At 72.0% G+C, this 21,591-nt stretch carries 16 protein-coding genes and 3 tRNA genes; 12 read left to right on the top strand and 7 right to left on the bottom strand.

Annotated features, from left to right (window positions below; translation table 11 throughout):
* Positions 1–152 precede the first annotated feature (152 nt).
* Together cutA and OGH68_RS11245 are read left to right on the top strand one after the other, a co-directional pair.
* Positions 153–455, top strand: a complete 303-nt coding sequence (gene cutA / locus OGH68_RS11250; protein WP_264250016.1) for a divalent-cation tolerance protein CutA — start codon at positions 153–155, stop codon at positions 453–455.
* Positions 452–934, top strand: a complete 483-nt coding sequence (locus tag OGH68_RS11245) for a gamma-glutamylcyclotransferase family protein (protein WP_264243234.1) — start codon at positions 452–454, stop codon at positions 932–934. The genes cutA and OGH68_RS11245 overlap by 4 nt, the downstream gene beginning before the upstream one ends.
* Here the strand turns inward: OGH68_RS11245 and OGH68_RS11240 are convergent.
* From OGH68_RS11240 to OGH68_RS11230, 3 genes are all read right to left on the bottom strand, one after another.
* Positions 882–3,008: a molybdopterin oxidoreductase family protein gene (locus OGH68_RS11240; protein WP_264243233.1), complete on the bottom strand. Its 2,127-nt coding sequence runs from the start codon at positions 3,006–3,008 to the stop codon at positions 882–884. The two genes, OGH68_RS11245 and OGH68_RS11240, sit on opposite strands and share 53 nt — an antisense overlap.
* 121 nt (positions 3,009–3,129) lie before the next feature.
* Positions 3,130–3,711 carry a TIGR03086 family metal-binding protein gene (locus tag OGH68_RS11235; RefSeq protein ID WP_264243232.1) on the bottom strand — a complete coding sequence of 194 codons (582 nt, stop codon included), beginning with the start codon at positions 3,709–3,711 and terminating at the stop codon, positions 3,130–3,132.
* 62 nt (positions 3,712–3,773) lie between these two features.
* Positions 3,774–4,430 carry a vancomycin high temperature exclusion protein gene (locus tag OGH68_RS11230; protein WP_264243231.1) on the bottom strand — a complete coding sequence of 219 codons (657 nt, stop codon included), beginning with the start codon at positions 4,428–4,430 and terminating at the stop codon, positions 3,774–3,776.
* Positions 4,431–4,498: 68 nt separating this feature from the next.
* On the opposite strand from OGH68_RS11230, the gene OGH68_RS11225 reads away from it, so the two are divergent.
* The 6 genes from OGH68_RS11225 (at position 4,499) to OGH68_RS11200 (ending at position 12,761) form a co-directional block, all read left to right on the top strand.
* Positions 4,499–5,218 (top strand): hypothetical protein, encoded by a 720-nt coding sequence (locus OGH68_RS11225; RefSeq protein WP_264243230.1) that lies wholly within the window; start codon positions 4,499–4,501, stop codon positions 5,216–5,218.
* A 434-nt stretch (positions 5,219–5,652) separates the two neighbouring features.
* The gene (locus OGH68_RS11220) at positions 5,653–6,423 is read left to right on the top strand and encodes a sirohydrochlorin chelatase (protein ID WP_264243229.1); all 771 of its coding nucleotides are present in this window, start codon (positions 5,653–5,655) and stop codon (positions 6,421–6,423) included.
* 71 nt (positions 6,424–6,494) lie between these two features.
* Positions 6,495–7,826: a deoxyguanosinetriphosphate triphosphohydrolase gene (locus tag OGH68_RS11215; RefSeq protein ID WP_264243228.1), complete on the top strand. Its 1,332-nt coding sequence runs from the start codon at positions 6,495–6,497 to the stop codon at positions 7,824–7,826.
* 137 nt (positions 7,827–7,963) lie between these two features.
* On the top strand, positions 7,964–9,244 hold the full coding sequence (locus OGH68_RS11210) for an NAD(P)/FAD-dependent oxidoreductase (protein WP_264243227.1): 1,281 nt from the start codon (positions 7,964–7,966) through the stop codon (positions 9,242–9,244).
* Between the two features lie 34 nt (positions 9,245–9,278).
* A complete protein-coding gene (gene dnaG / locus OGH68_RS11205) occupies positions 9,279–11,189 on the top strand; it encodes a DNA primase (RefSeq protein ID WP_264243226.1) in 1,911 nt (636 codons plus the stop codon).
* A gap of 393 nt (positions 11,190–11,582) precedes the next feature.
* The gene (locus OGH68_RS11200; RefSeq protein ID WP_264243225.1) at positions 11,583–12,761 is read left to right on the top strand and encodes an RNA polymerase sigma factor; all 1,179 of its coding nucleotides are present in this window, start codon (positions 11,583–11,585) and stop codon (positions 12,759–12,761) included.
* 462 nt (positions 12,762–13,223) lie between these two features.
* Here OGH68_RS11200 and OGH68_RS11195 read toward each other — a convergent pair whose 3' ends face one another.
* From OGH68_RS11195 to OGH68_RS11180, 4 genes are all read right to left on the bottom strand, one after another.
* Positions 13,224–15,146: an ABC transporter ATP-binding protein gene (locus tag OGH68_RS11195; RefSeq protein ID WP_264243224.1), complete on the bottom strand. Its 1,923-nt coding sequence runs from the start codon at positions 15,144–15,146 to the stop codon at positions 13,224–13,226.
* Positions 15,143–16,876, bottom strand: coding sequence for an ABC transporter ATP-binding protein (locus OGH68_RS11190; protein WP_264243223.1), 1,734 nt, complete (start codon positions 16,874–16,876; stop codon positions 15,143–15,145). Before OGH68_RS11190 ends, OGH68_RS11195 begins: the two co-directional genes overlap by 4 nt.
* Positions 16,877–16,995: 119 nt before the next feature.
* On the bottom strand, positions 16,996–18,441 hold the full coding sequence (locus tag OGH68_RS11185) for an FGGY family carbohydrate kinase (protein WP_264243221.1): 1,446 nt from the start codon (positions 18,439–18,441) through the stop codon (positions 16,996–16,998).
* A 64-nt stretch (positions 18,442–18,505) separates the two neighbouring features.
* Positions 18,506–18,805, bottom strand: a complete 300-nt coding sequence (locus tag OGH68_RS11180; RefSeq protein WP_264243220.1) for a YtxH domain-containing protein — start codon at positions 18,803–18,805, stop codon at positions 18,506–18,508.
* A gap of 173 nt (positions 18,806–18,978) precedes the next feature.
* On the opposite strand from OGH68_RS11180, the gene OGH68_RS11175 reads away from it, so the two are divergent.
* The 4 genes from OGH68_RS11175 to OGH68_RS11160 all read left to right on the top strand — a co-directional run bounded on the left by OGH68_RS11175 (position 18,979) and on the right by OGH68_RS11160 (position 21,586).
* A tRNA-Asn gene (locus OGH68_RS11175) sits at positions 18,979–19,051 on the top strand.
* 5 nt (positions 19,052–19,056) lie between these two features.
* Positions 19,057–19,129, top strand: a tRNA-Asn gene (locus OGH68_RS11170).
* A gap of 200 nt (positions 19,130–19,329) precedes the next feature.
* A tRNA-Ile gene (locus OGH68_RS11165) sits at positions 19,330–19,403 on the top strand.
* 500 nt (positions 19,404–19,903) lie between these two features.
* Complete coding sequence (locus OGH68_RS11160; protein ID WP_413470967.1) at positions 19,904–21,586, top strand: SWIM zinc finger family protein; 1,683 nt, start codon at positions 19,904–19,906, stop codon at positions 21,584–21,586.
* The last annotated feature ends 5 nt before the right edge of the window (positions 21,587–21,591 follow it).

The raw sequence follows: 21,591 nt of genomic DNA, 5'->3' as shown, positions 1-21,591 counted from the left end.
GGTGCGTGCGGTGGCCGAGGCGTGGTCACCGGTGCGTACGGTGGCCGGGTGGGGCGCACCAGGCCCCGCCCGTGCGCCCCTCGACAGCCGACGACCGACAAGGAGCCCGTGCCGTGGAACAGACCCCCGCCGCGCCGCCGCTGCTCGCCGTGATGACCACGACCGACAGCGCGGAGAAGGCACAGCAACTGGCGCAGGGCGCCGTCGAGGCCCGGCTCGCGGCCTGCGCACAGATCTCCGCGCCGGTGACCTCGGTCTACCACTGGCAGAACGCCGTCGAGACCGCCGAGGAGTGGCAGGTGCTCTTCAAGACCACACCGGCCTGCTACGACGCCCTCGAGGCCCACCTGACCGCCGCCCACGACTACGACACCCCGGAGATCATCGCCATTCCGGTGGTGCGCGCCGGCGCGGCCTACGCCGGCTGGGTACGGGCCGAGACCGAGGCACGATGAACGGGCGGCAGCGGCTTCCGTTCTTCGTCTACGGCACCCTGCGCCCCGGGGAACGCAATCACGACCTGTTCCTCCGCGGCCGCACGACGAGTGAGCGGCCCGCCGTGCTCTGCAGCGCACGGCTCTACCAGGGCCCCGGCTATCCGTACGCCGTCGACGACCCCGGCGGGCCGTGCACGGTCACCGGCGAGGCGGTGTGGGCGGCACCCGAGGAGTACGGGCGGCTGCTCGGCGTCCTCGACCGGCTGGAGGAGTACACCGGCATGCCGGGCCGTCCGGAGAATCTGTACGAGCGGACCGCCCGCAAGGTCCTCCTCGACGACGGCACGGCCGTCACCGCCTGGGTGTACGTCGCCGCCGAGCGCGTGGCCCGCGAACTGAAGGCCGGCGGCACACCCGTCGACAGCGGCGACTGGCGCAGGGCGGTCAGGCTCCGGCACCCGGGCCGGCCGGCTCCAGCCGTACCGCGCACACCTTGAACTCGGGCATCCGCGAGGTCGGGTCGAGCGCCGGGTTCGTGACCGTGTTGACCCGGCCCTCGCCCGGCCAGTGGAAGGGCATGAAGACCGTGTCCGGCCGGATCCCGGTGGTGATCCGCGCGGGCCCGGTCGCCCGTCCCCGCCGGGACACCACGGCCAGCGGCTCGCCCTCTCCGACACCGAGCCGCTCCGCCAGCTGCGGATGCAGCTCGACGAACGGGCCGGGCGCGGCGGCGTTCAGCTCGTCGACCCGCCTCGTCTGCGCCCCCGACTGGTACTGGGCCACCACCCGCCCGGTCGTCAGCAGCACCGGGTATTCGGCGTCGGGCTCCTCCGCGGCCGGCCGGTGCCCCACGGGAACGAACCGGGCCAGCCCGTCGGCTGTGGCGAACCGGTCGAGGAACAGCCGCGGCGTCCCCGGATGCGGGTCCGCGTCCTGTTCGTCCCCTTCCGGGCAGGGCCAGAAGACGCCGTCCTCCTCCGCGATCCTGCGGTACGTGATGCCCGAGTAGTCGGCGAGGCCGCCCGCCGACGCGCGCCGCAGCTCCTCGAACACCTCCTCCGGATCGGCGGGGAAGCCTTTCTCGTGCCCGAGCAGCCCGGCCAGCGCACCCAGTACCTCCAGGTCGCTGCGGACCCCGGCCGGGGCGTCGACCGCCTTGCGCCGCAGCAGCACCCGGCCCTCCAGGTTGGTCGTCGTGCCCGACTCCTCCGCCCACTGCGTCACCGGCAGCACCACGTCCGCGAGCGCCGCCGTCTCCGAGAGCACCACGTCCGCGACGGCCAGGAAGTCCAGCGACCTGATCCGCTCCTCGACGTGCGCCGCGCGCGGCGCGGACACCACCGGGTTCGAGCCCATCAGCAGCAGCGACTTCACGTCCCCGCCCAGCGCGTCCAGCAGCTCGTAGGCGCTGCGGCCCGGCCCGGGCAGCGACTCGGGGGCGACACCCCACACCCGGGCGACATGCTCCCGCGCCGCCGGGTCGTCCAGTTTGCGGTAGCCGGGCAGCTGGTCGGCCTTCTGGCCGTGCTCACGGCCGCCCTGCCCGTTGCCCTGCCCGGTCAGACAGCCGTAGCCGGACAACGGCCGGCCGGCCCGGCCAGTCGCCAGGCACAGATTGATCCAGGCGCTCACCGTGTCCGTCCCCTTGGACTGCTGCTCGGGCCCGCGTGCCGTGAGCACCATCGCGGACGGCGCGTCGCAGAACAGCCGCACCGCCTCGCGCAGCGCGGGCACCCCCACGCCCGTGATCCGCTCGACCAGCTCCGGCCAGTGCGCCATGGCCGCGGCCCGGGCGTCCGCCCAGCCGCTCGTACGGGCGGCGATGAACTCCTCGTCGGTGCGTCCCTGCGCCACCACCTCGTGCAGCAGGCCCAGGGCGAGCGCCAGATCGGTGCCGGGCCGGGGCGCCAGATGCAGGTCGGCCTGTTCGGCCGTCTTCGTCCGCCGGGGGTCGACGACGATCAGCTTCCCGCCGTTCTCCTTCAGCTCCATCAGATAGCGCAGCGCGGGCGGCATGGTCTCCGCGAGGTTCGAGCCGACGAGGATCACGCATCCGGTCCTCGGGACGTCCTCGAGCGGGAACGGCAGCCCGCGGTCCAGACCGAACGCCTTCGTGTGGGCGGCCGCCGCCGACGACATGCAGAAGCGGCCGTTGTAGTCGATCTGAGAGGTGCCGAGCACGACCCGGGCGAACTTGCCGAGGGTGTACGCCTTCTCGTTGGTCAGCCCGCCGCCGCCGAAGACGCCCACCGCGTCCGCGCCGTGCGTCTCGCGCGTACGCCGCAGCCGGTCGGCGATCGTACGCAGTGCCTCCTCCCAGGTGGCCGGCTCGAGCCGGCCTGTGGCGTGGCTTCTGACGAGCGGCCCGGTCAGGCGCACCCGGGAGGAGAGAAGGGAGGGCGACGTACGGCCCTTGCCGCACAGGGCGCCCCGGTTGACGGGGAAGTCGGGACGCTCCACCACCTCGACGGCCGTCCCGGCGTCCGCGTCCGGCTGCGGGACGCCGCGCAGATTCATGCCGCACTGCAGGGCGCAGTAGGGACAGTGGGTCGGGATGGTCGTCTCGTGCATGACGCCCAGCGTGGAACATCCGTGTTACACGGGCTGACGTGGCGCATTACAGGCGAGGTACGCCTGGCTCCGCCGCCACCGCACGGCGGCGTGAGGAGACGGCCCGCGTACGGGCCCCGGCTCAGGCGCGGCGGCCCAGCATCGCCAGCAGCCGGGTCTGCGGGTCGTCGCCCGGCGGCGGCTCGATCGGCGGGGCGAACAGTCCGGACTTCGACAGCTCCGACGCGTAGGGCGCGACCTCGTCCAGGGTGAAGGCCACCAGCGCGTCCGGCAGCCGCTCCTCGGCGCCGATCGCCCGCGACAGGTCCCAGGTGTGCACCACCGCGTCACTGATCATCTGCGAGCAGTACGCGGTGGTCGGCGTCTCCCCGTACGACAGCTGGACCGTTCCCTCCAGCGCCCCCTCGTCGGAGAACGCCTTGCGGGCGGCGTGCGCGGCCGAGTCCCAGGCATGGCGCGGACGCTCGCCGAGGACGTCACCGTCGTACGCGTCGCCGACGTCCTCGATCGTCGCCCCGTCGGTCACCAGGTCCGGGACCCACAGCTGCTCGGCGGTGAGATGGTTGACGAGGTCGCGCACGGACCACTCGGTGCACGGCGTCGGGTCGTCCCACTGGCCGTCGCGTACGGCGTGCACCCGGTCGGTGAACAGGGCGAGCGCCTCGGTGTGCCGGCTCAGCAGGGTTGCCACGTCTTTGTTCATGCGTCCCACTGTTCCCTGCCGGCGGCCCGGACGCGAGCTTGCCGGACCGCGTGCCGGGCCGGTCAGCGACCGGTGTCCGCGAGGGCCTCGTGGACACCGGGCTCCTGTGCGCCAAGGAAGCGGGGATCCGGCCGGAACACGGCGTCCAGCGATGCCTTCCCCGCCGCGAACATCTCGCGCACCCCGCCGTAGTACCAGGTCGCGTCATGGGGCTCCGCGACCCCGACGCCGTACGCGTCGACGCCGGCCGACCGGCACAGCGCGACGGCCCGGCGGATGTGGAAGCCCTGGCTCACCAGCAGCGCGCGCTCCACCCCGAAGATCTTCTTGGCGCGTACGCACGAGTCCCAGGTGTCGAACCCGGCGTAGTCGCTGACGATCCGGTCGTCCGGCACACCGCGCCCGGTCAGATACGTCCGCATGGCGTCCGGCTCGTCGTACTCCGACCGGCTGTTGTCCCCGGTGACCAGCACCACCTTGGCCCTGCCCGTCCGGTAGAGCTCCGCGGCGGCGTCCAGCCGGTGCGCCAGATACGGGGAGGGCCGGCCCTCCCACAGCCCGGCCCCGAAGACGACGGCGACATTCCGCGGCGGGGCGTCCGCGACCGTACCGACCCGGCTGTCGGCGACGGCGTGCATCCAGGTCGCGGGCACGAGCCCGAGCACACACCCCAGCATGACCGTCTGCACGACCCGCCGCCGTCTTCTCGTCGCTCTCACGCACTGTCAGACGCCCGGCGTGCAAAAACGGTTCGCCCGGCGCCGAGCCGTTGCGTCAGGATCCCGGCGTGATCGACGACAGGGCGAGTACGGCCGCCCGTAACAACGCCGAATGGTGCGAGGCCGTGTGCCGCGCACACGGGCTTCCCGGTGACTTCGGTCCCCGCGCCTGGACCAATCCGCGCCGCACACCGCTGCTGTACCCCGACGCGGTGACGCTGAGCGCGGACGCGACGGAGGACGACGTGCTGGCCGCGATCGACACCGCGACCGACACCGCGGGCGGTGGCTGCTCGGTCAAGGACAGCTTCGCGTCGCTGGACCTGTCCGGGGCGGGGTTCGACGTCCTCTTCGAAGCGCGGTGGCTGCACCGGCCGGCGGGCACGCCCGCGCCCGTCGCGCCGCCCGGTGTGGCATGGGCCCCGCTCACCACACCCGCCGACCTGGCCGAATGGGCCACGGCCTGGGACGCGGGCCAGGGCCTGGCGGCCCTGTTCCGCCCGGAACTCCTGGCCGACCCGGCCGTCACCTTCCTCGCCGGCCGGGACCCGGACGGCCGCGTGGCGGCGGGCGCGGTGGTGAGCCTGGGCGGGGGAGCGGCGGGCCTCTCGAACGTGTTCGCCACGGACGGCGACACCGACGGCGCGTGGGCGGGCTGCCTGTCCGCCATGGGCAGGCAGTGGCCGGGCACACCGGTCGTCGGCTACGAGCACGGCGACGACCTGGCGGCGGCGGTGCGGTACGGGTGCGGGGTGGTGGGGCCGCTGCGGGTGTGGCTGGCGCCCTGACGCAGCGCTCCGTGCGGTGGCCTCAACCGCCGGCCGGGCTGCTTTGCAGCCCCGCCGGCGTCCGAGGCGCGGGGGTACCGGGGGCGGAGCCCCTGAAACACCGCGCGGAGCGCGGTGGTCGGGTCCGGGCGGAGGCCGGTTCGGGAAGGGGCGGGGAGGGGACGGCCCCGCGCAGCGGCCCGCCCCCACCCGTGAGGCCCGCGCAAACACCCGTCACCCTCACGCAACAACCCCGCAACCTGCGCCCGCCACCATCGATCCATGACGGAGCCGGAACACCTTCGCGAGTCCCCGCCCCCGCCCCTCCCGAGCGTCGTCGACACCGCAGTCGGCCCCGCCGCGCAGTTCGACACCACCGCCGACCTGCTCACGCGTATCACCGCTCAGCTCGGCACCCAGCTGAGTCACGTCCGACTGAACGGAACCCGCCCCGCATGGTCTCCACCGCCGCCACCCGACCCGCCCTCGTCGCCGTCGCCCACGGCAGCCGTGACCCGCGCGCCGTGCGTACCGTCACCGCGCTCCTCGACCGGGTCCGTGAACTGCGGCCGGGTCTCGACATCCGTCTCGGCCACATCGAGCTGAACGAGCCGCTGCTGGGCGACACGCTCGCCGCCCTGCCCGACGGCACGTCCGCCGTACTCGTGCCGCTGCTGCTCAGCCGCGGCTACCACGTCGCGCACGACCTTCCGCGGGCCGCCGCGGCGCTGCCGAACACCGACATCCGTATCGCGCGCCCGCTCGGCCCGCACCCCCTCCTCGGCGAGGCGCTCGCGGACCGCCTCGCCGAGGCGGGCTGGCGGCCCGAGGACGGCACGAGCGGCAGCGCCGGTGTCGTCCTCGCCTCCGCCGGCTCGCGCGATCCCCGGTCCGCCGAGGACACCCGGCGGATGGCCCGCATGCTCGCGGAGCGGCTCGGCGGAGTGCCGGTGGTCCCCGCGTACGCCTCGGCTCTCGCGCCCACCGTCCCCGCGGCCGTCGAGGCGCTGGAGGCGCGTGGCCGCCACCGCATCGCGGTCGCCTCGTACTTCGCCGCGCCCGGCCTGTTCGCGACCCGCAGCGCCGCCGCCGCGCCCGGCATCGCGGCGGAACCGCTCGGCACCCACCCCGCTCTGGCCCGGCTGCTGCTGCACCGCTACGACGAGGCGCGTTCCGTCCCGAGCACCGCGCGGGCGGCCCGGCGGCTGGAGCTCTCCGCCGCGTAATCGTCCGCGTAATCACCCGCACAATCGCCGCTCGCGGCCGCACTGTCGGCCGCTCCGGTTACCTTCGGTGCATGGACGGCACCACCAGCACCTACGGCAACGGCAACGGCACCGGCACCAGCAGCGGTTCCGACGGCTACGACGACTCCGCCGCCGAGCGCTGGGCGGCCGAGCCCGACAAGCGCCCCGGCCGCACCGCCTTCCAGCGCGACCGTGCCCGGGTGCTGCACTCCTCGGCGCTGCGCCGCCTTGCGGGCAAGACGCAGGTCGTCACCCCCGGCACCCGCAGCCACGCCTGGGACGCCAGCCCCCGCACCCGGCTGACGCACTCGCTGGAGTGCGCGCAGGTGGGGCGGGAGCTGGGCGCGGCGCTGGGCTGCGACCCCGATCTCGTCGAGGCGGCGTGCCTCGCGCACGACATGGGGCACCCGCCGTTCGGCCACAACGGCGAGCAGGCGCTGAACGAGTTCGCGCGCGACTGCGGCGGTTTCGAGGGCAACGCCCAGTCGCTGCGGCTGCTCACCCGGATCGAGCCGAAGCGTTTCGTGCACGCGCCGGAGACGGGCGAGCCCGTCAGCGTCGGTCTCAACCTGACCCGGGCCACCCTCGACGCCGCGACCAAGTACCCCTGGCCGCGCGGCGGCCACCCCACCGAGCCGGGCTCGGGCAAGTTCGGGGTGTACGAGGACGACCTGCCGGTCTTCGAGTGGGCCCGTCTCGGTGCGCCCGCGTACCGCAAGTGCCTCGAGGCGCAGGTGATGGACTGGTCCGACGACGTCGCGTATTCGGTGCACGACTTCGAGGACGGTCTGCACGCCGGCCACGTCGACCCCAACTGCCTCCTCTCCGAGACCGAGCGCGCGGGCATCTGGTCCGTGGCGATCGGCCGGTACGTACCGCACGACACCGATCCCGAGGAGCTCTCCGACGCGCTCGACCGGCTCGTCGACCAGGCGTGGTGGCCCCACCACTACGACGGATCGGCGGTGGCCCAGGCCCGCCTGAAGGACGCCACCAGCCAGCTCATCGGCCGGTTCGCGCTGGCCGCCGAGGCCGCCACCCGCCAGGCGTACGGGGAAGGCAGACTCACGCGTTACGCGGCGGAGCTCGTCGTCCCCCGCGCCACGCGCAACGAGTGCGCGGTGCTCAAGGCCGTCGCCGACCGCTATGTGATGCAACGCGCCGAGCAGGAGGCGCTCCGCGCGGACCAGCGCATTGTGCTGGCGGAACTGGCTCAGGCGCTCACCGCCCGCGCTCCCGAGGCGCTCGAACCGCAGTTCCGTGCCATGTTCGAGGCCGCGGCCGACGACCGGGCCCGCAAGCGGGTGATCGTCGATCAGATCGCGAACCTCACGGACGCATCGGCCCGCACCCTGCACGCCCGGCTCACAAGACGCCGCTGAACATCGCGCACCCATCCCGGAGTGGGCGGTTCGTCCCTTTTTGACACGCCCGGGGGTCACTCCCTCTTCCGCCATAACGCTCCGTGCGGGACGCTCGCTGAAGGCTGCGCTGCGTAGAAGCAACGAGGAGGCATCACGTGGTCGACGCACATCGGACATTCGTCATCGTCGGCGGTGGGCTGGCGGGGGCCAAGGCCGCCGAGACCCTCCGTGCCGAAGGATTCACCGGGCGAGTGATCCTCATCGGCGACGAACGCGAGCACCCCTACGAACGTCCGCCACTGTCCAAGGCGTATCTGACCGGCAAGGACGAACGCGACAGCGTCTTCGTCCATGAACCCGGCTGGTACGCCCAGGCCGACATCGAACTGCACCTCGGGCAGACGGTCGTGTCCATCGACCGCGAGACCCGCTCGGTGCGCCTCGGTGACGGCACCGTCCTCCACTACGACAAGCTGCTGCTCGCCACCGGCGCGGAGCCCCGCCGGCTGGACATCCCGGGCACCGGCCTGGCCGGCGTGCACCATCTGCGCCGCCTCGCCCACGCCGACCGGCTGCGCCACGTGCTGGCCGCCCTCGGCCGCGACAACGGCCACCTGGTCATCGCCGGCGCCGGCTGGATCGGCCTCGAAGTCGCGGCCGCGGCCCGCGGTTACGGCGCGGAGGTGACCGTCGTCGAGGCCGAGGCCACCCCGCTCCACCAGGCCATCGGGCCGGAGCTCGGCCAGTTCTTCGCCGAGCTGCACCGCGACCACGGCGTCCGCTTCCACTTCGGCGCGCGTCTCACCGAGATCACCGGCCAGGACGGCATGGTGCTGGCCGCCCGTACCGACGACGGCGAGGAGCACCCCGCCCACCGGGTCCTGGCCGCGATCGGCGCGGCCCCGCGCACCGCCCTGGCCGACGCGGCGGGCCTGGACCTCGCCGGCCGGGAGTACGGCGGCGGCATCGCCGTGGACGAGAGCCTGCGCACCTGCGACCCCGACATCCACGCCGCGGGCGACGTCGCCTCCGTACGGCACCCGCTGCTCGGTGTCCCGGTGCGGGTGGAGCACTGGGCGAACGCGTTGAACGGCGGCCCGGCCGCCGCCCGCGCCATGCTCGGCCAGGACGTCACCTACGACCGCGTCCCCTACTTCTTCTCCGACCAGTACGACCTGGGCATGGAGTACTCGGGCTGGGCCCCGCCCGGTTCGTACGACCAGGTGGTGCTCCGCGGCGACGTGGGCAAGCGGGAGTTCATCGCCTTCTGGCTGAAGGACCGCCGGGTGCTGGCCGGGATGAACGTCAATGTGTGGGACGTCACCGCGCCGGTCCAGCAGCTGATCCGGTCCCGGACGGAGGTGGATCCGCAGACCCTCGGCGATCCGACCGTGGCGCTCACCGACCTCACCGGGGCCGGGGAGATCGCCGGCTGACCGGAGTGTCGCAGCGCCCCCGTAGAATTCACGCGTGGCAGGCAGGATCAACGATGACGACGTGAAGGCGGTCCGGGACGCGGTCCCGATCGACGCCGTCGTTTCCGAGTACCTCCAGCTGCGCAACGCCGGCGGCGGGAACCTCAAGGGCCTGTGCCCGTTCCACGACGAGAAGTCCCCTTCCTTCCAGGTCAGCCCCAGCAGAGGGCTCTTCCACTGCTTCGGCTGCCAGGAAGGCGGCGACACGATCTCCTTCGTGATGAAAATCGACCACCTCTCGTTCTCCGAGACGGTCGAGCGCCTCGCCGCGCAGGCGGGCATCACCCTGCGCTACGAGGAGGGCGGGTACAACCCCGCCCATCAGCGCGGCGAGCGGATCAGGCTGGTCGAGGCACACAAGATCGCCGCACAGTTCTACGCGGAGCAGCTCGACGGCCCCGAGGCGGAGATCGGCCGGAAGTTCCTGGCGGAGCGCGGATTCGACCAGGCCGCCGCCCAGCACTTCGGCGTCGGGTACAGCCCGGCCGGCTGGGACCACCTCACCCGTTATCTGCGCGGCAAGGGCTTCAGCGACAAGGAGCTGACCCTGTCCGGCCTGTCGCAGGAGGGCCGCCGCGGCCCCATCGACCGCTTCCGGGGCCGGCTGATGTGGCCCATCCGGGACATCACCGGGGAGGTCGTCGGCTTCGGCGCACGCAAACTCCGCGACGACGACAACGGCCCGAAGTACCTGAACACGCCCGAGACGGCGATCTACAAGAAGTCGCAGGTGCTGTACGGGATCGACCTCGCCAAGAAGGAGATCGCCCGCACCACCACGGCGGTCGTCGTCGAGGGCTACACCGACGTCATGGCCTGCCACCTCGCGGGCGTCACCACCGCCATCGCCACCTGCGGCACGGCGTTCGGCGGCGACCACATCAAGATCCTCCGGCGGCTGCTGATGGACAACGCCACCGCCGAGGTGATCTTCACCTTCGACGGCGACGCGGCCGGCCAGAAAGCGGCGCTGCGCGCCTTCGAGGACGACCAGAAGTTCGCCGCCGAGACCTCGATCGCGATCACCCCGGGTGGCATGGACCCGTGCGACCTGCGGCTCGCCGAGGGCGACGAGTCGGTCAAGAAGCTCGTCGAGTCGCGCACCCCGCTCTTCGAGTTCGCGATCCGTCAGATGGTCTCCCGGCATAACCTGGAGACCCCGGCCGGGCGTGCCGCCGCTCTCGACGAGGCGGCCCCGATCGTCGCCGGCATCAAGAACGTCGCCATCCAGCACGAGTCGGCCGTGCAGCTCGCCGGGATCCTCGGCATCCTCGACACCCAGTTCGTCGTCAAGCGGGTCGCCCAGCTCGCCCGGTGGGCCCGTGACCGCGGCTCCGACCGCGGAGGCCGCGGCGGCGGCCCCGCGAGGGCACCGCAGCCGGCGCCGGCCGCGTCCGCGCCGACCGGACCGTCGGGCCCGGCGCTCAATCTGCGCAGCCCCGCCCACCGCACCGAGCGCGAACTGCTCAAGCTGGCCCTCCAACACCCCGGGCTGGTCTCACCGGCCTTCGACGCGTACGGCGTCGACGAGTTCACCGCCCCGCCGTACGCAGCGGTGCGCCGCACCATCGACGAGGCGGGCGGCGCCGAGCAGGGCACCCAGGACACCTCCGGCTATCTGGCCCGCGTCCGCGACGCCGCCCCCGACGACACGGTGCGCGCGCTGGTCACCGAGCTCGCCGTGGAAGCGGTGCACGCCCGCACGGTCGACGAGGTGTACGCGGGCGTCCAGCTCGTCCAGGTCCGCCTGCGCGCCGTCGACCGCCGCATCCGCGAGGTCCAGGGCACCATGGCCCGCCTGGGCGGCACCGCGGACCCGGAGCGGTACGCGGCGGTGGCGAACGAACTGTGGGTGCTCCAGCAGTACGCGCAGTCCCTGCGCAACCAGGGCGCGGCGGCGCTCTAGACCCGCGTCAGCGGGCGAGCGCCGGCTCCGGCGCGGCCGGGCAGCCGGCATGCGTGGAGCTGCTCCTCGTCGGCGAACTGCGGGTGGTCAGCGGCGAAGTGCTTCCCCTCCAACTGCCCGGCCGCCTGCTCGAGTTCTGCGACGCCGACCTCCGGCGCGCTGCGCGCACGGCCACTCGCCGGACAGCCGGAACACCGCGTGCAGCAGCTGGTGCACCGTCGGCAGGGCGGGTTCCGGGCCGGCCCGTCGTCGCAACGCACGGTCACATGGATCTCGTACTGGCAGCTCTCGCGCACCGGCAGGTTCTCCGAGACACATGTACGACAGGCACACGGGTAACCGGCCGGTCACGCACGGGTCTCAAAAAGTCGTCGCACGCCCCTCGTGGCAGCGATGTGTCGTACCCCACACTGGGGTGCGGTGCGTAGGGCCCCCCGACCGGCAGCGATCACCCTGGAGGTCGCCCCCGTGCAGACCCAGACCCTGACCGAGACCCATACCGACGCCGTCGCCGCCGTCCTCGCGACCGCCGTCGAGCAGGTGCCCGCGCAGGTCCTGCCCGCGGGGCATCCCGAAGCCCTGCCGGGGAACGCGGTCGCGGAAGTGATGGAGCCGGAGCCTCCCGAGCCGCCGCGGCCCAAGGGGCGGAACACCGAAAGCGGCCCGTCCTCCGATCTCTTCCGCCAGTATCTGCGGGAGATCGGGCGCATCCCCCTGCTCTCCGCCGCGGAGGAGGTGGAACTCGCCCGCCGGGTCGAGGCGGGGCTCTTCGCGGAGGAGAAGCTCGCGAACACCACCGACCCCGACTCGCAGCTCGCCGTCGACCTCGACCGGCTGGTCGTCATGGGCCGGATGGCCAAGCGGCGCCTGATCGAGGCGAACCTGCGGCTCGTCGTGTCCGTGGCCAAGCGGTACGTCGGCCGGGGACTGACCATGCTCGACCTGGTCCAGGAGGGAAACCTCGGCCTGATCAGAGCGGTCGAGAAGTTCGACTACGCCCGGGGCTACAAGTTCTCGACGTACGCGACCTGGTGGATCCGCCAGGCCATGTCCCGCGCCCTCGCGGACCAGGCCCGCACCATCCGGGTGCCCGTGCACGTCGTCGAACTGATCAACCGGGTGGTCCGGGTCCAGCGCCGCATGCTCCAGGAGCGCGGCTACGAACCCACGCCCGAGGAGGTCGCGGCCCACCTCGAACTGACCTCGGAGCGGGTCAGCGAGGTGCTGCGACTGGCGCAGGAGCCGGTGTCCCTGCACGCGCCGGTGGGCGAGGAGGACGACGTCGCCCTCGGCGACCTCATCGAGGACGGCGACGCCGCGTCACCCGTCGAGTCCGCGGCGTTCCTGCTGCTGCGCGAGCACCTGGACGCGGTGCTGTCCACGCTCGGCGAGCGTGAACGCAAGGTCGTCCAGCTGCGTTACGGCCTCGACGACGGCCGGCCGCGCACGCTGGAGGAGATCGGCCGGCTCTTCGGTGTGACGCGCGAACGCATCCGCCAGATCGAGTCGAAGACGCTGAACAAACTCCGCGATCACGCGTTCGCGGACCAACTCCGCGGCTACCTGGACTGACCGCTGCCTCCGCCTGCGGCGGGCTCGTCCCCCACCCCGCCCCTTCCCGAACCGGGCTCCGCCCGGACCGCCGCACCGCGCTCCGCACGGCGTTGTCGGGGGCTCCGCCCCCGTACCCCGGCGCCTCAATCGCCGGCGGGGCTGGAACTTGGCCGTCTTGTCGGGGCTCCGCCCCGAGCCTCAATCGCCGGCGAGGCTGGATGTGACCGGCGGGCTGGTTGCCGCGCAGCGCGGCATGTCCAGCCGGCTGGGGGTACCCTCCCACCCACGGTCGCCAGGTCGTAGGGGGAGAGTGAGGCCACCGCGCGCAGCGCGGTACCGGAGCCGGGGCGGAGCCCCGAACGGGCCCCGTTCGGGCCCCGTTCGGGCCCCGGGCGGAGCGGGGTTCGGGGGCGGAGCCCCCGGTTTCGGGAAGGGGCGGGGAGGGGAAACGCTCCCGCCGGGGCCGGGCCGGCAAGGGCGTTACTCGACTTCGACCACCGCCTGCGCGAACTGCGCCGAGTACAGCCGCGCATACGACCCCTCCGCCGCCAACAGCTCGTCGTGCGTTCCCTGTTCGACGATCGAACCGTTCTCCATCACCAGGATCACGTCCGCGTCCCGGATCGTGGAGAGCCGGTGCGCGATCACGAAGCTCGTGCGGCCGTGCGAGAGCCGGGCCATCGCCTTCTGGATCAGCACCTCCGTACGGGTGTCGACCGAGCTCGTCGCCTCGTCCAGCACCAGGATCACCGGGTCGGACAGGAACGCCCGCGCGATCGTGATCAGCTGCTTCTCGCCCGCGCTGACGCCCGAGCCCTCGTCGTCGATGACGGTGTCGTAGCCGTCGGGCAGCGTGCGGATGAAGCGGTCCGCGTGCGCGGCCCGCGCCGCCTCCTCGATCTCCTCGCGCGCGACCTCGCGGGACGCGCCGTACGCGATGTTCTCCGCGATCGTGCCGCCGAACAGCCAGGTGTCCTGAAGGACCATGCCGATGCCGGAGCGCAGGTCCTCGCGGGACATCTTCGCGACGTCGACCCCGTCGAGCGCGATCCGTCCGCCGGTCACCTCGTAGAACCGCATCAGCAGATTGACCAGCGTGGTCTTGCCCGCGCCGGTCGGGCCGACGATGGCGACCGTGTGGCCGGGCTCCACGGTCAGCGACAGGTCCTCGATGAGCGGCTTGTCCGGCTCGTAGCGGAAGGAGACCCGCTCCAGGGACACCCGCCCCCGCGGCCGTTCGAGCCGCTCCGCGGACGGCGCGTCCGCCTCCTGCTCCTCCGCGTCGAGGAGTTCGAAGATCCGCTCGGCGGAGGCGACACCCGACTGGACCAGGTTCGCCATCGAGGCGACCTGGGTCAGGGGCATCGAGAACTGCCGGGAGTACTGGATGAAGGCCTGCACGTCACCGATGGACAGCGAACCGGACGCCACCCGCAGACCGCCGACGACCGCCACCAGCACATAGTTCAGGTTCGAGACGAAGAACATCAGCGGCTGCATCATGCCGCTGTTGAACTGTGCCTTGAACCCGGCCTCGTACAGCGCCTCGTTCTGTTCCGCGAACGCCTTCGCGGACTCCTCCTGGCGGCCGAAGACCTTCACCAGCGAGTGCCCGGTGTACATCTCCTCGATGTGCGCGTTGAGCGTGCCTGTCGACTTCCACTGGGCCACGAACTGAGGCTGCGACCGCTTGCCGACCCTGGCCGCCACGAACACCGACACCGGCACCGTCACCAGCGCGACCAGCGCCAGCAGGGGCGAGATCCAGAACATCATCGCCAGCACGCCGACGATGGTCAGCAGCGAGTTGATCATCTGCCCCATCGTCTGCTGCAGGGTCTGCGAGATGTTGTCGATGTCGTTCGTGGCCCGGCTCAGCACCTCGCCGCGCTTCGACGTGTCGAAGTACGACAGCGGGAGCCGCGACAGCTTCGCCTGCACGTCCTCGCGCATCCGGTACACGGTCCGGTTGATCACCTTGATCGACAGGCGTGTCGCCACCAGCATCGTCAGCCCGGCCGCCACGTACACGGCCAGCGCCAGCAGCAGCACGTCGCCCACGGCGCCGAAGTCGATGCCGTGGCCGGGGACGAAGTCCACCCCGGACAGCATGTCGGCGAGGCCGCCGTCGCCGTCCTGCCGCAGGCCCTCCACGGCCTGCTCCTTGGTGGTGCCCTCCGGCATCTCCCGGCCGACGACCCCCGCGAAGATCAGGTCGGTCGCCCGGCCGAGGATCTTCGGGCCGACCACCGCGAAGGCCACGCTCAGCACACCGGCGGCGAGCATCACCCACAGCGTCGCCCGCTCCGGCGCGAGCTGCCGCAGCAGCCGCTTGCCCGAGCCCTTGAAGTCCATCGACCGTTCGACGGGCCCCGTCATCATGCGTCCACCCGGCCCGCTCATGCGGCCTCAGCCTCCGTCAGCTGCGAGAGCACGATCTCCCGGTACGTCTCATTGCTCAGCATCAGTTCCTGGTGGCTGCCCGCCCCCACGATCCTTCCCTCGTCGAGGACCACGATCCGGTCCGCGTCACGGATGGTCGACACCCGCTGGGCGACGATGACCACGGTCGCCTCGGCGGTCTCGCGGGCCAGCGCCTCGCGCAGTGCCGCGTCCGTGGCGTAGTCGAGCGCGGAGAAGGAGTCGTCGAACAGATAGATCTCCGGCCGCCGCACCAGGGTCCTCGCGATGGCGAGCCGCTGGCGCTGCCCGCCGGAGACGTTGGTGCCGCCCTGGGCGATCGGGGCGTTCAGGCCGCCCTCCAGCCCGCGTACGAAGTCGGCCGCCTGCGCCACTTCGAGCGCCTGCCACAGCTCGTCCTCGTCGGCGTCGGGTTTCCCGTAGCGCAGATTGGTCGCCACGGTCCCGGAGAAGAGGTACGGCTTCTGCGGCACGAGGCTCACGGTCCGCGCCATCAGCGCCGGGTCCAGGTCCCGCACATCGACCCCGTCGACGAGGACCTCGCCGCTCGTCACGTCGAACAGCCGGGGCACCAGGCCGAGCAGCGTCGACTTGCCGCTGCCCGTCGAGCCGATGATCGCGGTCGTCTCACCCGGGCGCGCCACCAGGTCGATGCCGTGCAGCACCGGCTCCTCCGCACCGGGGTAGCGGAAGTCGACCCCCCGCACCTCCAGCTGCCCTCGGCTGCGCAGCTCCGTCACGGGCGCGAGCGGCGGGACCACGCTCGAGTCGGTGTCCAGCACCTCCTGGATGCGCTCGGCGCACACCTCGGCGCGCGGCACCATCATGAACATGAAGGTGGCCATCATCACCGCCATCACGATCTGCATCAGATACGCGAGGAAGGCGGTGAGCGCACCGATCTGTATGGCGCCGCTGTCGATGCGGTGGGCACCGAACCAGACGACGGCAACGGAGGAGACGTTCACGACCGTCATCACGGTCGGGAACATCAGCGCCATCAGCCGGCCGGTGGACAGCGAAACGTCGGTCAGCTCTTCGTTCGCCCCGCGGAAGCGCTGCTTCTCGTATCCGTCCCGTACGAAGGCGCGGATCACGCGGTTGCCGGTGATCTGCTCGCGCAGTACGCGGTTCACCGTGTCGAGCCGCTCCTGCATGGTGCGGAACAGCGGCCGCATCCTCCGCACGATCAGCGAGACGCTGATACCGAGCACCGGCACGACCGCCAGCAGCACCGCCGACAGCGGCACGTCCTGGCCGAGTGCCATGACGATGCCGCCGACGCACATGATCGGCGCCGACACCATCAGCGTGAACGCCATCAGCACCAGCATCTGGACCTGCTGAACGTCGTTGGTGGTGCGGGTGATGAGCGACGGCGCCCCGAACTGGCCGACCTCGCGGGCGGAGAAGCTCTGCACCCGTCCGAAGACGTCGGCCCGGACGTCGCGGCCGAGCGCGGCCGCCGTCCGAGCGCCGTAGAACACCGCTCCGATGTTGCACAGCACCTGGACGACGCTGACGCCGATCATCAGGGCGCCGAGAGCCAGGATGTAGCCCGTGTCGCCCTTCACGACACCGTTGTCGATGATGTCCGCGTTGAGGGTGGGCAGATAAAGGGTGGCGCTGGTCTGCAGCAGTTGCAGCGCCACCAGGAAGCCAATGGGTTTCTTGTACGGACTGAGATAGGTCCGCAGCAGTCGTATCAGCACGCGCTGTCTCTCGGGCTCGGCAAGATCGGGGGTCACCCCATCTTCCGACACCCGGTCGGCAAAACCCGAAGGGTTTTCCCCAAGCACCGGTCAAGAACAGCTTGTACGACTGTCGGACCTCACGGTCCGGCCGTGAACGCTCCCGGATGGATCTGGTCCCGCGTCGCGCCGTACTGCTGACGCACCGCCTGACCGACCGCCAGTTCCTCACCCGGTTCGAACACCTGCGCCGACGCTTCCTGCCAGGCCGGCGGCGCCTGCGGCGAGAGCGTGCCCTGCGCGGCGCCCAGCGCCCAAGCGGCCTGCCGGGCCGCGCCGAGGGCCGCGTAGTCCGCCGACTGCGGCACGATCACCTGCGCCCCGAAGATCGCCGGCGCCAGCGCCTGCACCGCCGACAGGTCGGCGGCCGCCCCGAGCAGGAACACCCGGCGCACCTCCACACCGCGCCCGCGCAGCACATCCATCGCGTCCGCGAGCGAGCAGAGCATGCCCTCGAACGAGGCCCGCGCCAGGTGCTCCGGCTTCATCGACTCGCGCCGCAGGCCGGTCAGCGTTCCCGCCGTGTGCGGCAGCTGCGGGGTCCGCTCGCCCTCGAGGTACGGCAGCAGCACCAGTCCGGACGAGCCGGGCGTCGACTTCATCGCCAGCGCCGAGAGCTCCTGGAGGCCGGCGGCACCCAGCAGCTCGGCGCTGCCGCGCAGTGCCCGTACGGCGTTGAGCGTGTGCACCACCGGCAGGTGCATGCCGGTCGCGTCGGCGAACGACGTGATCATCCCGCTCGGGTCGGCCAGCGCCTCGTGGTGCACCGCCGTCACGGAACCCGACGCCCCCAGGGACACCACCGCGTCTCCGACGGCCACGCCGAGGCCGAAGGCGGCCGCCATGGTCTCGCCGGTACCCGCGGAGATCAGCAGCCCTTCAGGTGTGGTGCCCGCCGCCTCCGCCGGGCCGAGCACGTCGGGCAGAGTGCACTGCTGCCCCAGCGCCAGCTCCACGAGGTCCGGGCGGTACGCCCCCGTGCCCGCCGACCAGTAGCCCGTACCCGACGCGCCGCCGCGGTCCGTGGTCTTGCGGGCGGGCCGGCCCAGCAGCTGCCACACCAGCCAGTCGTGCGGCTGCAGCACCGCGGCGACCTGCCGGGCCGCTTCCGGCTCGGCGCGGGCGAGCCAGCGGAGCTTCGCCACCGGCTGCCCGGACTGCGGCACGGATCCGACCGCCTCCGCCCAGGCCTGACGGCCGCCGAGCGCATCGATCAGGTCGGCGGCGGCCACCTGCGCGCGCTTGTCGTTGCCGAGCAGCGCCGGCCGTACCAGAGCGTCCTGGGCGTCCAGCGTGATCAGGCCGTGCTGCTGCGCGGACACGCCGATGGCCTGCACGCCCTCCAGCAGACCGCCGGTGGCCGCCTCCCCGAGGGAGAGCAGCCACGCCTGCGGATCGATCTCGGTCGTCCTGGGCTCGACGGGGTGCGGCGCGTACCCCTGGCGCAGTACCGCGCCCGTGTCCGCGTCGCAGACGACGATGCGTGTGAACCCAGACGAACTGTCCAACCCGGCGACTATCCCCATGTCCGGAATTCTGCCGTACGCGGGCGGTGGGTGATGTCACGCCTGCCGAGTCGGGACCGGCGCCTCAGGTGTTACTGGTTCCCCAGTCGTCCTCCGCTCCCGTGCCGCGCTCCCGGAGCGCCCGCACCCGGCCCGCCACGGACTCGGGCACCCGGTCGCCGACCTTGTCGCTGACGGCGTGGTAGGCCTTGCCCGCCGCCTCGCGGCTGCCCTGAGCGGCGGATTCGGCCGCGTTGCGGACAGCGGGGTTCTGGGAGATCTGACGCGCGGACTTCTTGAGCTGTTCGTAGCGCTCGCGCCCGGCCCGTGTCCCGAGCACGAAGCCGATGGCCAGTCCGGCGACGAACGTGAGCTTGTACCGCATGGGTGACACCCTTCCGTTGCGTCGGTGCTGCCCGCCTACCCGTCGGGAGCTGTGATCACCCGGCGCGGAACCGATTGGCGGAGCACCCCCCTGCTTGCGCTAATGTATGTGTCGCAGCGAGCGCACGCCCCCCGGGATGCCCCGGGCAGGTACGTTCGGTGCACATGCAGCAATCCCCTGTAGCTCAATTGGCAGAGCAGCCGGCTGTTAACCGGCAGGTTACTGGTTCGAGTCCAGTCGGGGGAGCGCGGTCCCCTGTAGCTCAATTGGCAGAGCATTCGGCTGTTAACCGGAGGGTTGCTGGTTCGAGTCCAGCCGGGGGAGCAGAGCGGAAGAGGGCCCTTCGGGGCCCTTTTTCTGTATGCGGTTCGTGTGACTTTCATGTGTTCTGCGCTACACCCGGAACCGCGCGCGCGGCAGCGCAGTCCTCATGGTCAGGCGTTGCCGACCATGCGGAGCAAGAGATCGTATGACCGGCTATGCTGCGGCAGACGGCGCGCACAAATGTGCGCGACGCGCCGTTAGGGGCGGTAGCTCAGCCGGTTAGAGCAGCGGACTCATAATCCGTCGGCCGTGGGTTCGAGTCCCACCCGCCCCACAAAAAGCAGGCCAAGAAACGTTCTGACCTGCCGAAACGTTTTTTCAAACCCTCGTGGTCGGGACTCTGGCCCAACGGATCGACTCCGTTCGTCGTTACTTCGGTAAACGCATGGGTCTGTGTTGTCCTTCGGGTTGTGACCTGCGGTGATGCAGTGACTGGAGGTGTGGCGGCCCGGGGCCGAGTCGCGTCCAGGGGGCACTCAGGGGACACGAGGTTCCGGAACTGCGATGCGAGGGCCTGCGCGTCGGGTCGGCGACGGTGACCGCGTTGATGCGGTCACTGTGGACGGTGAGCGACGGCACCAGGTCCGTCCGAAGCCGCCGGTGCCCATGAGAAGGGTGCTGAGACCGCCGTTCGGGACGAGACACCGGCACCCCTGTGTTCGTGGTGGCGACGTAGTCGATGGTGGCCGCGCTGTCGTATGCGGTCGCGCACGTGTGGATGGCAGGGGGCCGTCGGGCCTCCGACAGCTGCCGATCCGCGGTTGAATGTCCGGTGTGGCACGGAAAGTTGTGGGGTTCGGCGAGGACGATCTGAGGGCGCTGGCCGGGGCTCGGTCCTACGAGCGGGGGCTGGGGTACCTGGACGCGGTGAGCGGTCTGGAGGTGGGGGAGGGCTCGGTCACCGCCGTGGTGCACGGTACGGATGTCTATGAGGTGGAGCTCACCCTTGGCGGGGGCGACGGGATCACGGGGTGGTGTGACTGCCCGTACGGGCAGGAGGGCAACTTCTGCAAGCACTGTGTGGCGGTCGGGCTCAGCGTGCTGCGGCGGGCGAAGTCGATCCCGCATCAGCGGGCCGCCGCACGGGCACGAGCCTCCGGCCTGGAAGCGTGGCTCACGGCGCTGTCTCGGGACGAACTCCTGGCGCTGGTGCGGGAGCAGCTTGCCGAGGACCGCCGGCTGCGCCGACGCCTGGAGCTGCGGGCCGCAGCCGCTCGCTCCGACCTCGGTACGGTCCGGGACCGGATCCTGGCGCTGATCGATCCGCGGCCTTTCGCCCGGTACGGGTACGTCGAGTACGCCGATGCCCCCGGCTATGCACAGCAGGTGGCAGAGGCGGCGGACGCGCTTCGCGCACTGACCGCCGACGGTCGGGCGGCGCAGGCGGTCGGTCTGGCCGAGGAGGCGATCCGGGTGCTGGGGGAGGCGTACGGGGAGATCGACGACTCCGACGGTGTGGTGGGGCAGGCCGCCGCCGCGGTGGCCGAGGTCCATCTGGAAGCGTGCGGAGTCGCGCGCACCGATCCCGAGCACCTGGCCGAGTGGCTGGTCGGCCAGGTGCTCGGTGACAGCAACGACGTGACGGACCTGGACCTGCTCGACTACGCCGAGGTGCTGGGGCCGAGTGGGCTGGCCCGCATGCGGCAGCTGGCGGCCGAGGCGTGGCGGCGCAGGCCGTCCGGGTGGGCGGAGCGGTATCTGATGGAGCGCCTGGTCAAGGCGGAGGGCGACGTCGACGCGCTGGTCGCCCTGTACGCGCAGGACCTCGACCCGTCCGGTGCCACCCATCTGCGTATCGCCGAGGAGCTGGAATCGGCGGGTCGCGCGGACGAGGCGCTCGCCTGGGCGGAGCGCGGACTGCGGGATTGCGCCGCCGAGATGCACATCGATGGCCGCATGGTCGACTACGTGTGTGCCGGTTACGCGAAGGCGGGGCGTGCGGCCGACGCGGTCGCGGTGCGGCGGGACCGGTTCCGTGTCGAGCGGTCCCTGGCCGCCTACCGGCAGCTGCGCTCTGCCGCTGAGGCGGCGGAGTGCTGGGAGGCTGAGCGCGTAGCCGCGCTGGTCGCTCTGAGGGAGGACGCCCGCCGTGAGCGCGGCGGCTGGTATGGCGGGCCCGTGCTAATCGACGCGCTGCTTGATGACGGCGATGTGGACGCGGCCTGGCGCGAGGCCGCCGGCCTCGCCGACGACCGGCAGTGGGAACGCCTCGCCGACCTGTCACGCGAGACGCACCCGACCGAGGCGCTCACGGTCTACCTGCGGCTGGTCGAGCGGCTGAAGGAGCCGACCGGCGACCGTGCCTACGAGCACTTGGCGCGACTGCTGCTGGGTGCCCGTGACTGCCATCGTGCGCTGGGGACGCAGGAGGCGTTCACCGACTGTCTCGCTGGCCTGCGGGCGGAACTGAAACGCCGGCGCAAGCTGATGAGCATCCTCGACCGGTATGGGCTGTGAGGGGG

This window comes from Streptomyces peucetius (assembly GCF_025854275.1).
In the GTDB taxonomy this organism is placed as follows: Bacteria; Actinomycetota; Actinomycetes; order Streptomycetales; family Streptomycetaceae; genus Streptomyces; species Streptomyces peucetius_A.
Note: the sequence above shows the minus strand (reverse complement) of the source record. Positions and strands in the feature narration are given on the sequence as shown.

What these genes read in the sequence shown, in the direction of transcription:
- OGH68_RS11240 (WP_264243233.1), bottom strand. Translation starts at nt 3,008, where the DNA reads ATGCACGAGACGACCATCCCGACCCACTGTCCCTACTGCGCCCTGCAG.
- OGH68_RS11245 (WP_264243234.1), top strand. Translation starts at nt 452, where the DNA reads ATGAACGGGCGGCAGCGGCTTCCGTTCTTCGTCTACGGCACCCTGCGC.
- cutA (WP_264250016.1), top strand. Translation starts at nt 153, where the DNA reads ATGACCACGACCGACAGCGCGGAGAAGGCACAGCAACTGGCGCAGGGC.
- OGH68_RS11220 (WP_264243229.1), top strand. Translation starts at nt 5,653, where the DNA reads ATGGTCTCCACCGCCGCCACCCGACCCGCCCTCGTCGCCGTCGCCCAC.
- OGH68_RS11185 (WP_264243221.1), bottom strand. Translation starts at nt 18,441, where the DNA reads ATGGGGATAGTCGCCGGGTTGGACAGTTCGTCTGGGTTCACACGCATC.
- OGH68_RS11195 (WP_264243224.1), bottom strand. Translation starts at nt 15,146, where the DNA reads ATGAGCGGGCCGGGTGGACGCATGATGACGGGGCCCGTCGAACGGTCG.
- OGH68_RS11215 (WP_264243228.1), top strand. Translation starts at nt 6,495, where the DNA reads ATGGACGGCACCACCAGCACCTACGGCAACGGCAACGGCACCGGCACC.
- OGH68_RS11180 (WP_264243220.1), bottom strand. Translation starts at nt 18,805, where the DNA reads ATGCGGTACAAGCTCACGTTCGTCGCCGGACTGGCCATCGGCTTCGTG.
- OGH68_RS11200 (WP_264243225.1), top strand. Translation starts at nt 11,583, where the DNA reads ATGTGTCGTACCCCACACTGGGGTGCGGTGCGTAGGGCCCCCCGACCG.
- OGH68_RS11235 (WP_264243232.1), bottom strand. Translation starts at nt 3,711, where the DNA reads ATGAACAAAGACGTGGCAACCCTGCTGAGCCGGCACACCGAGGCGCTC.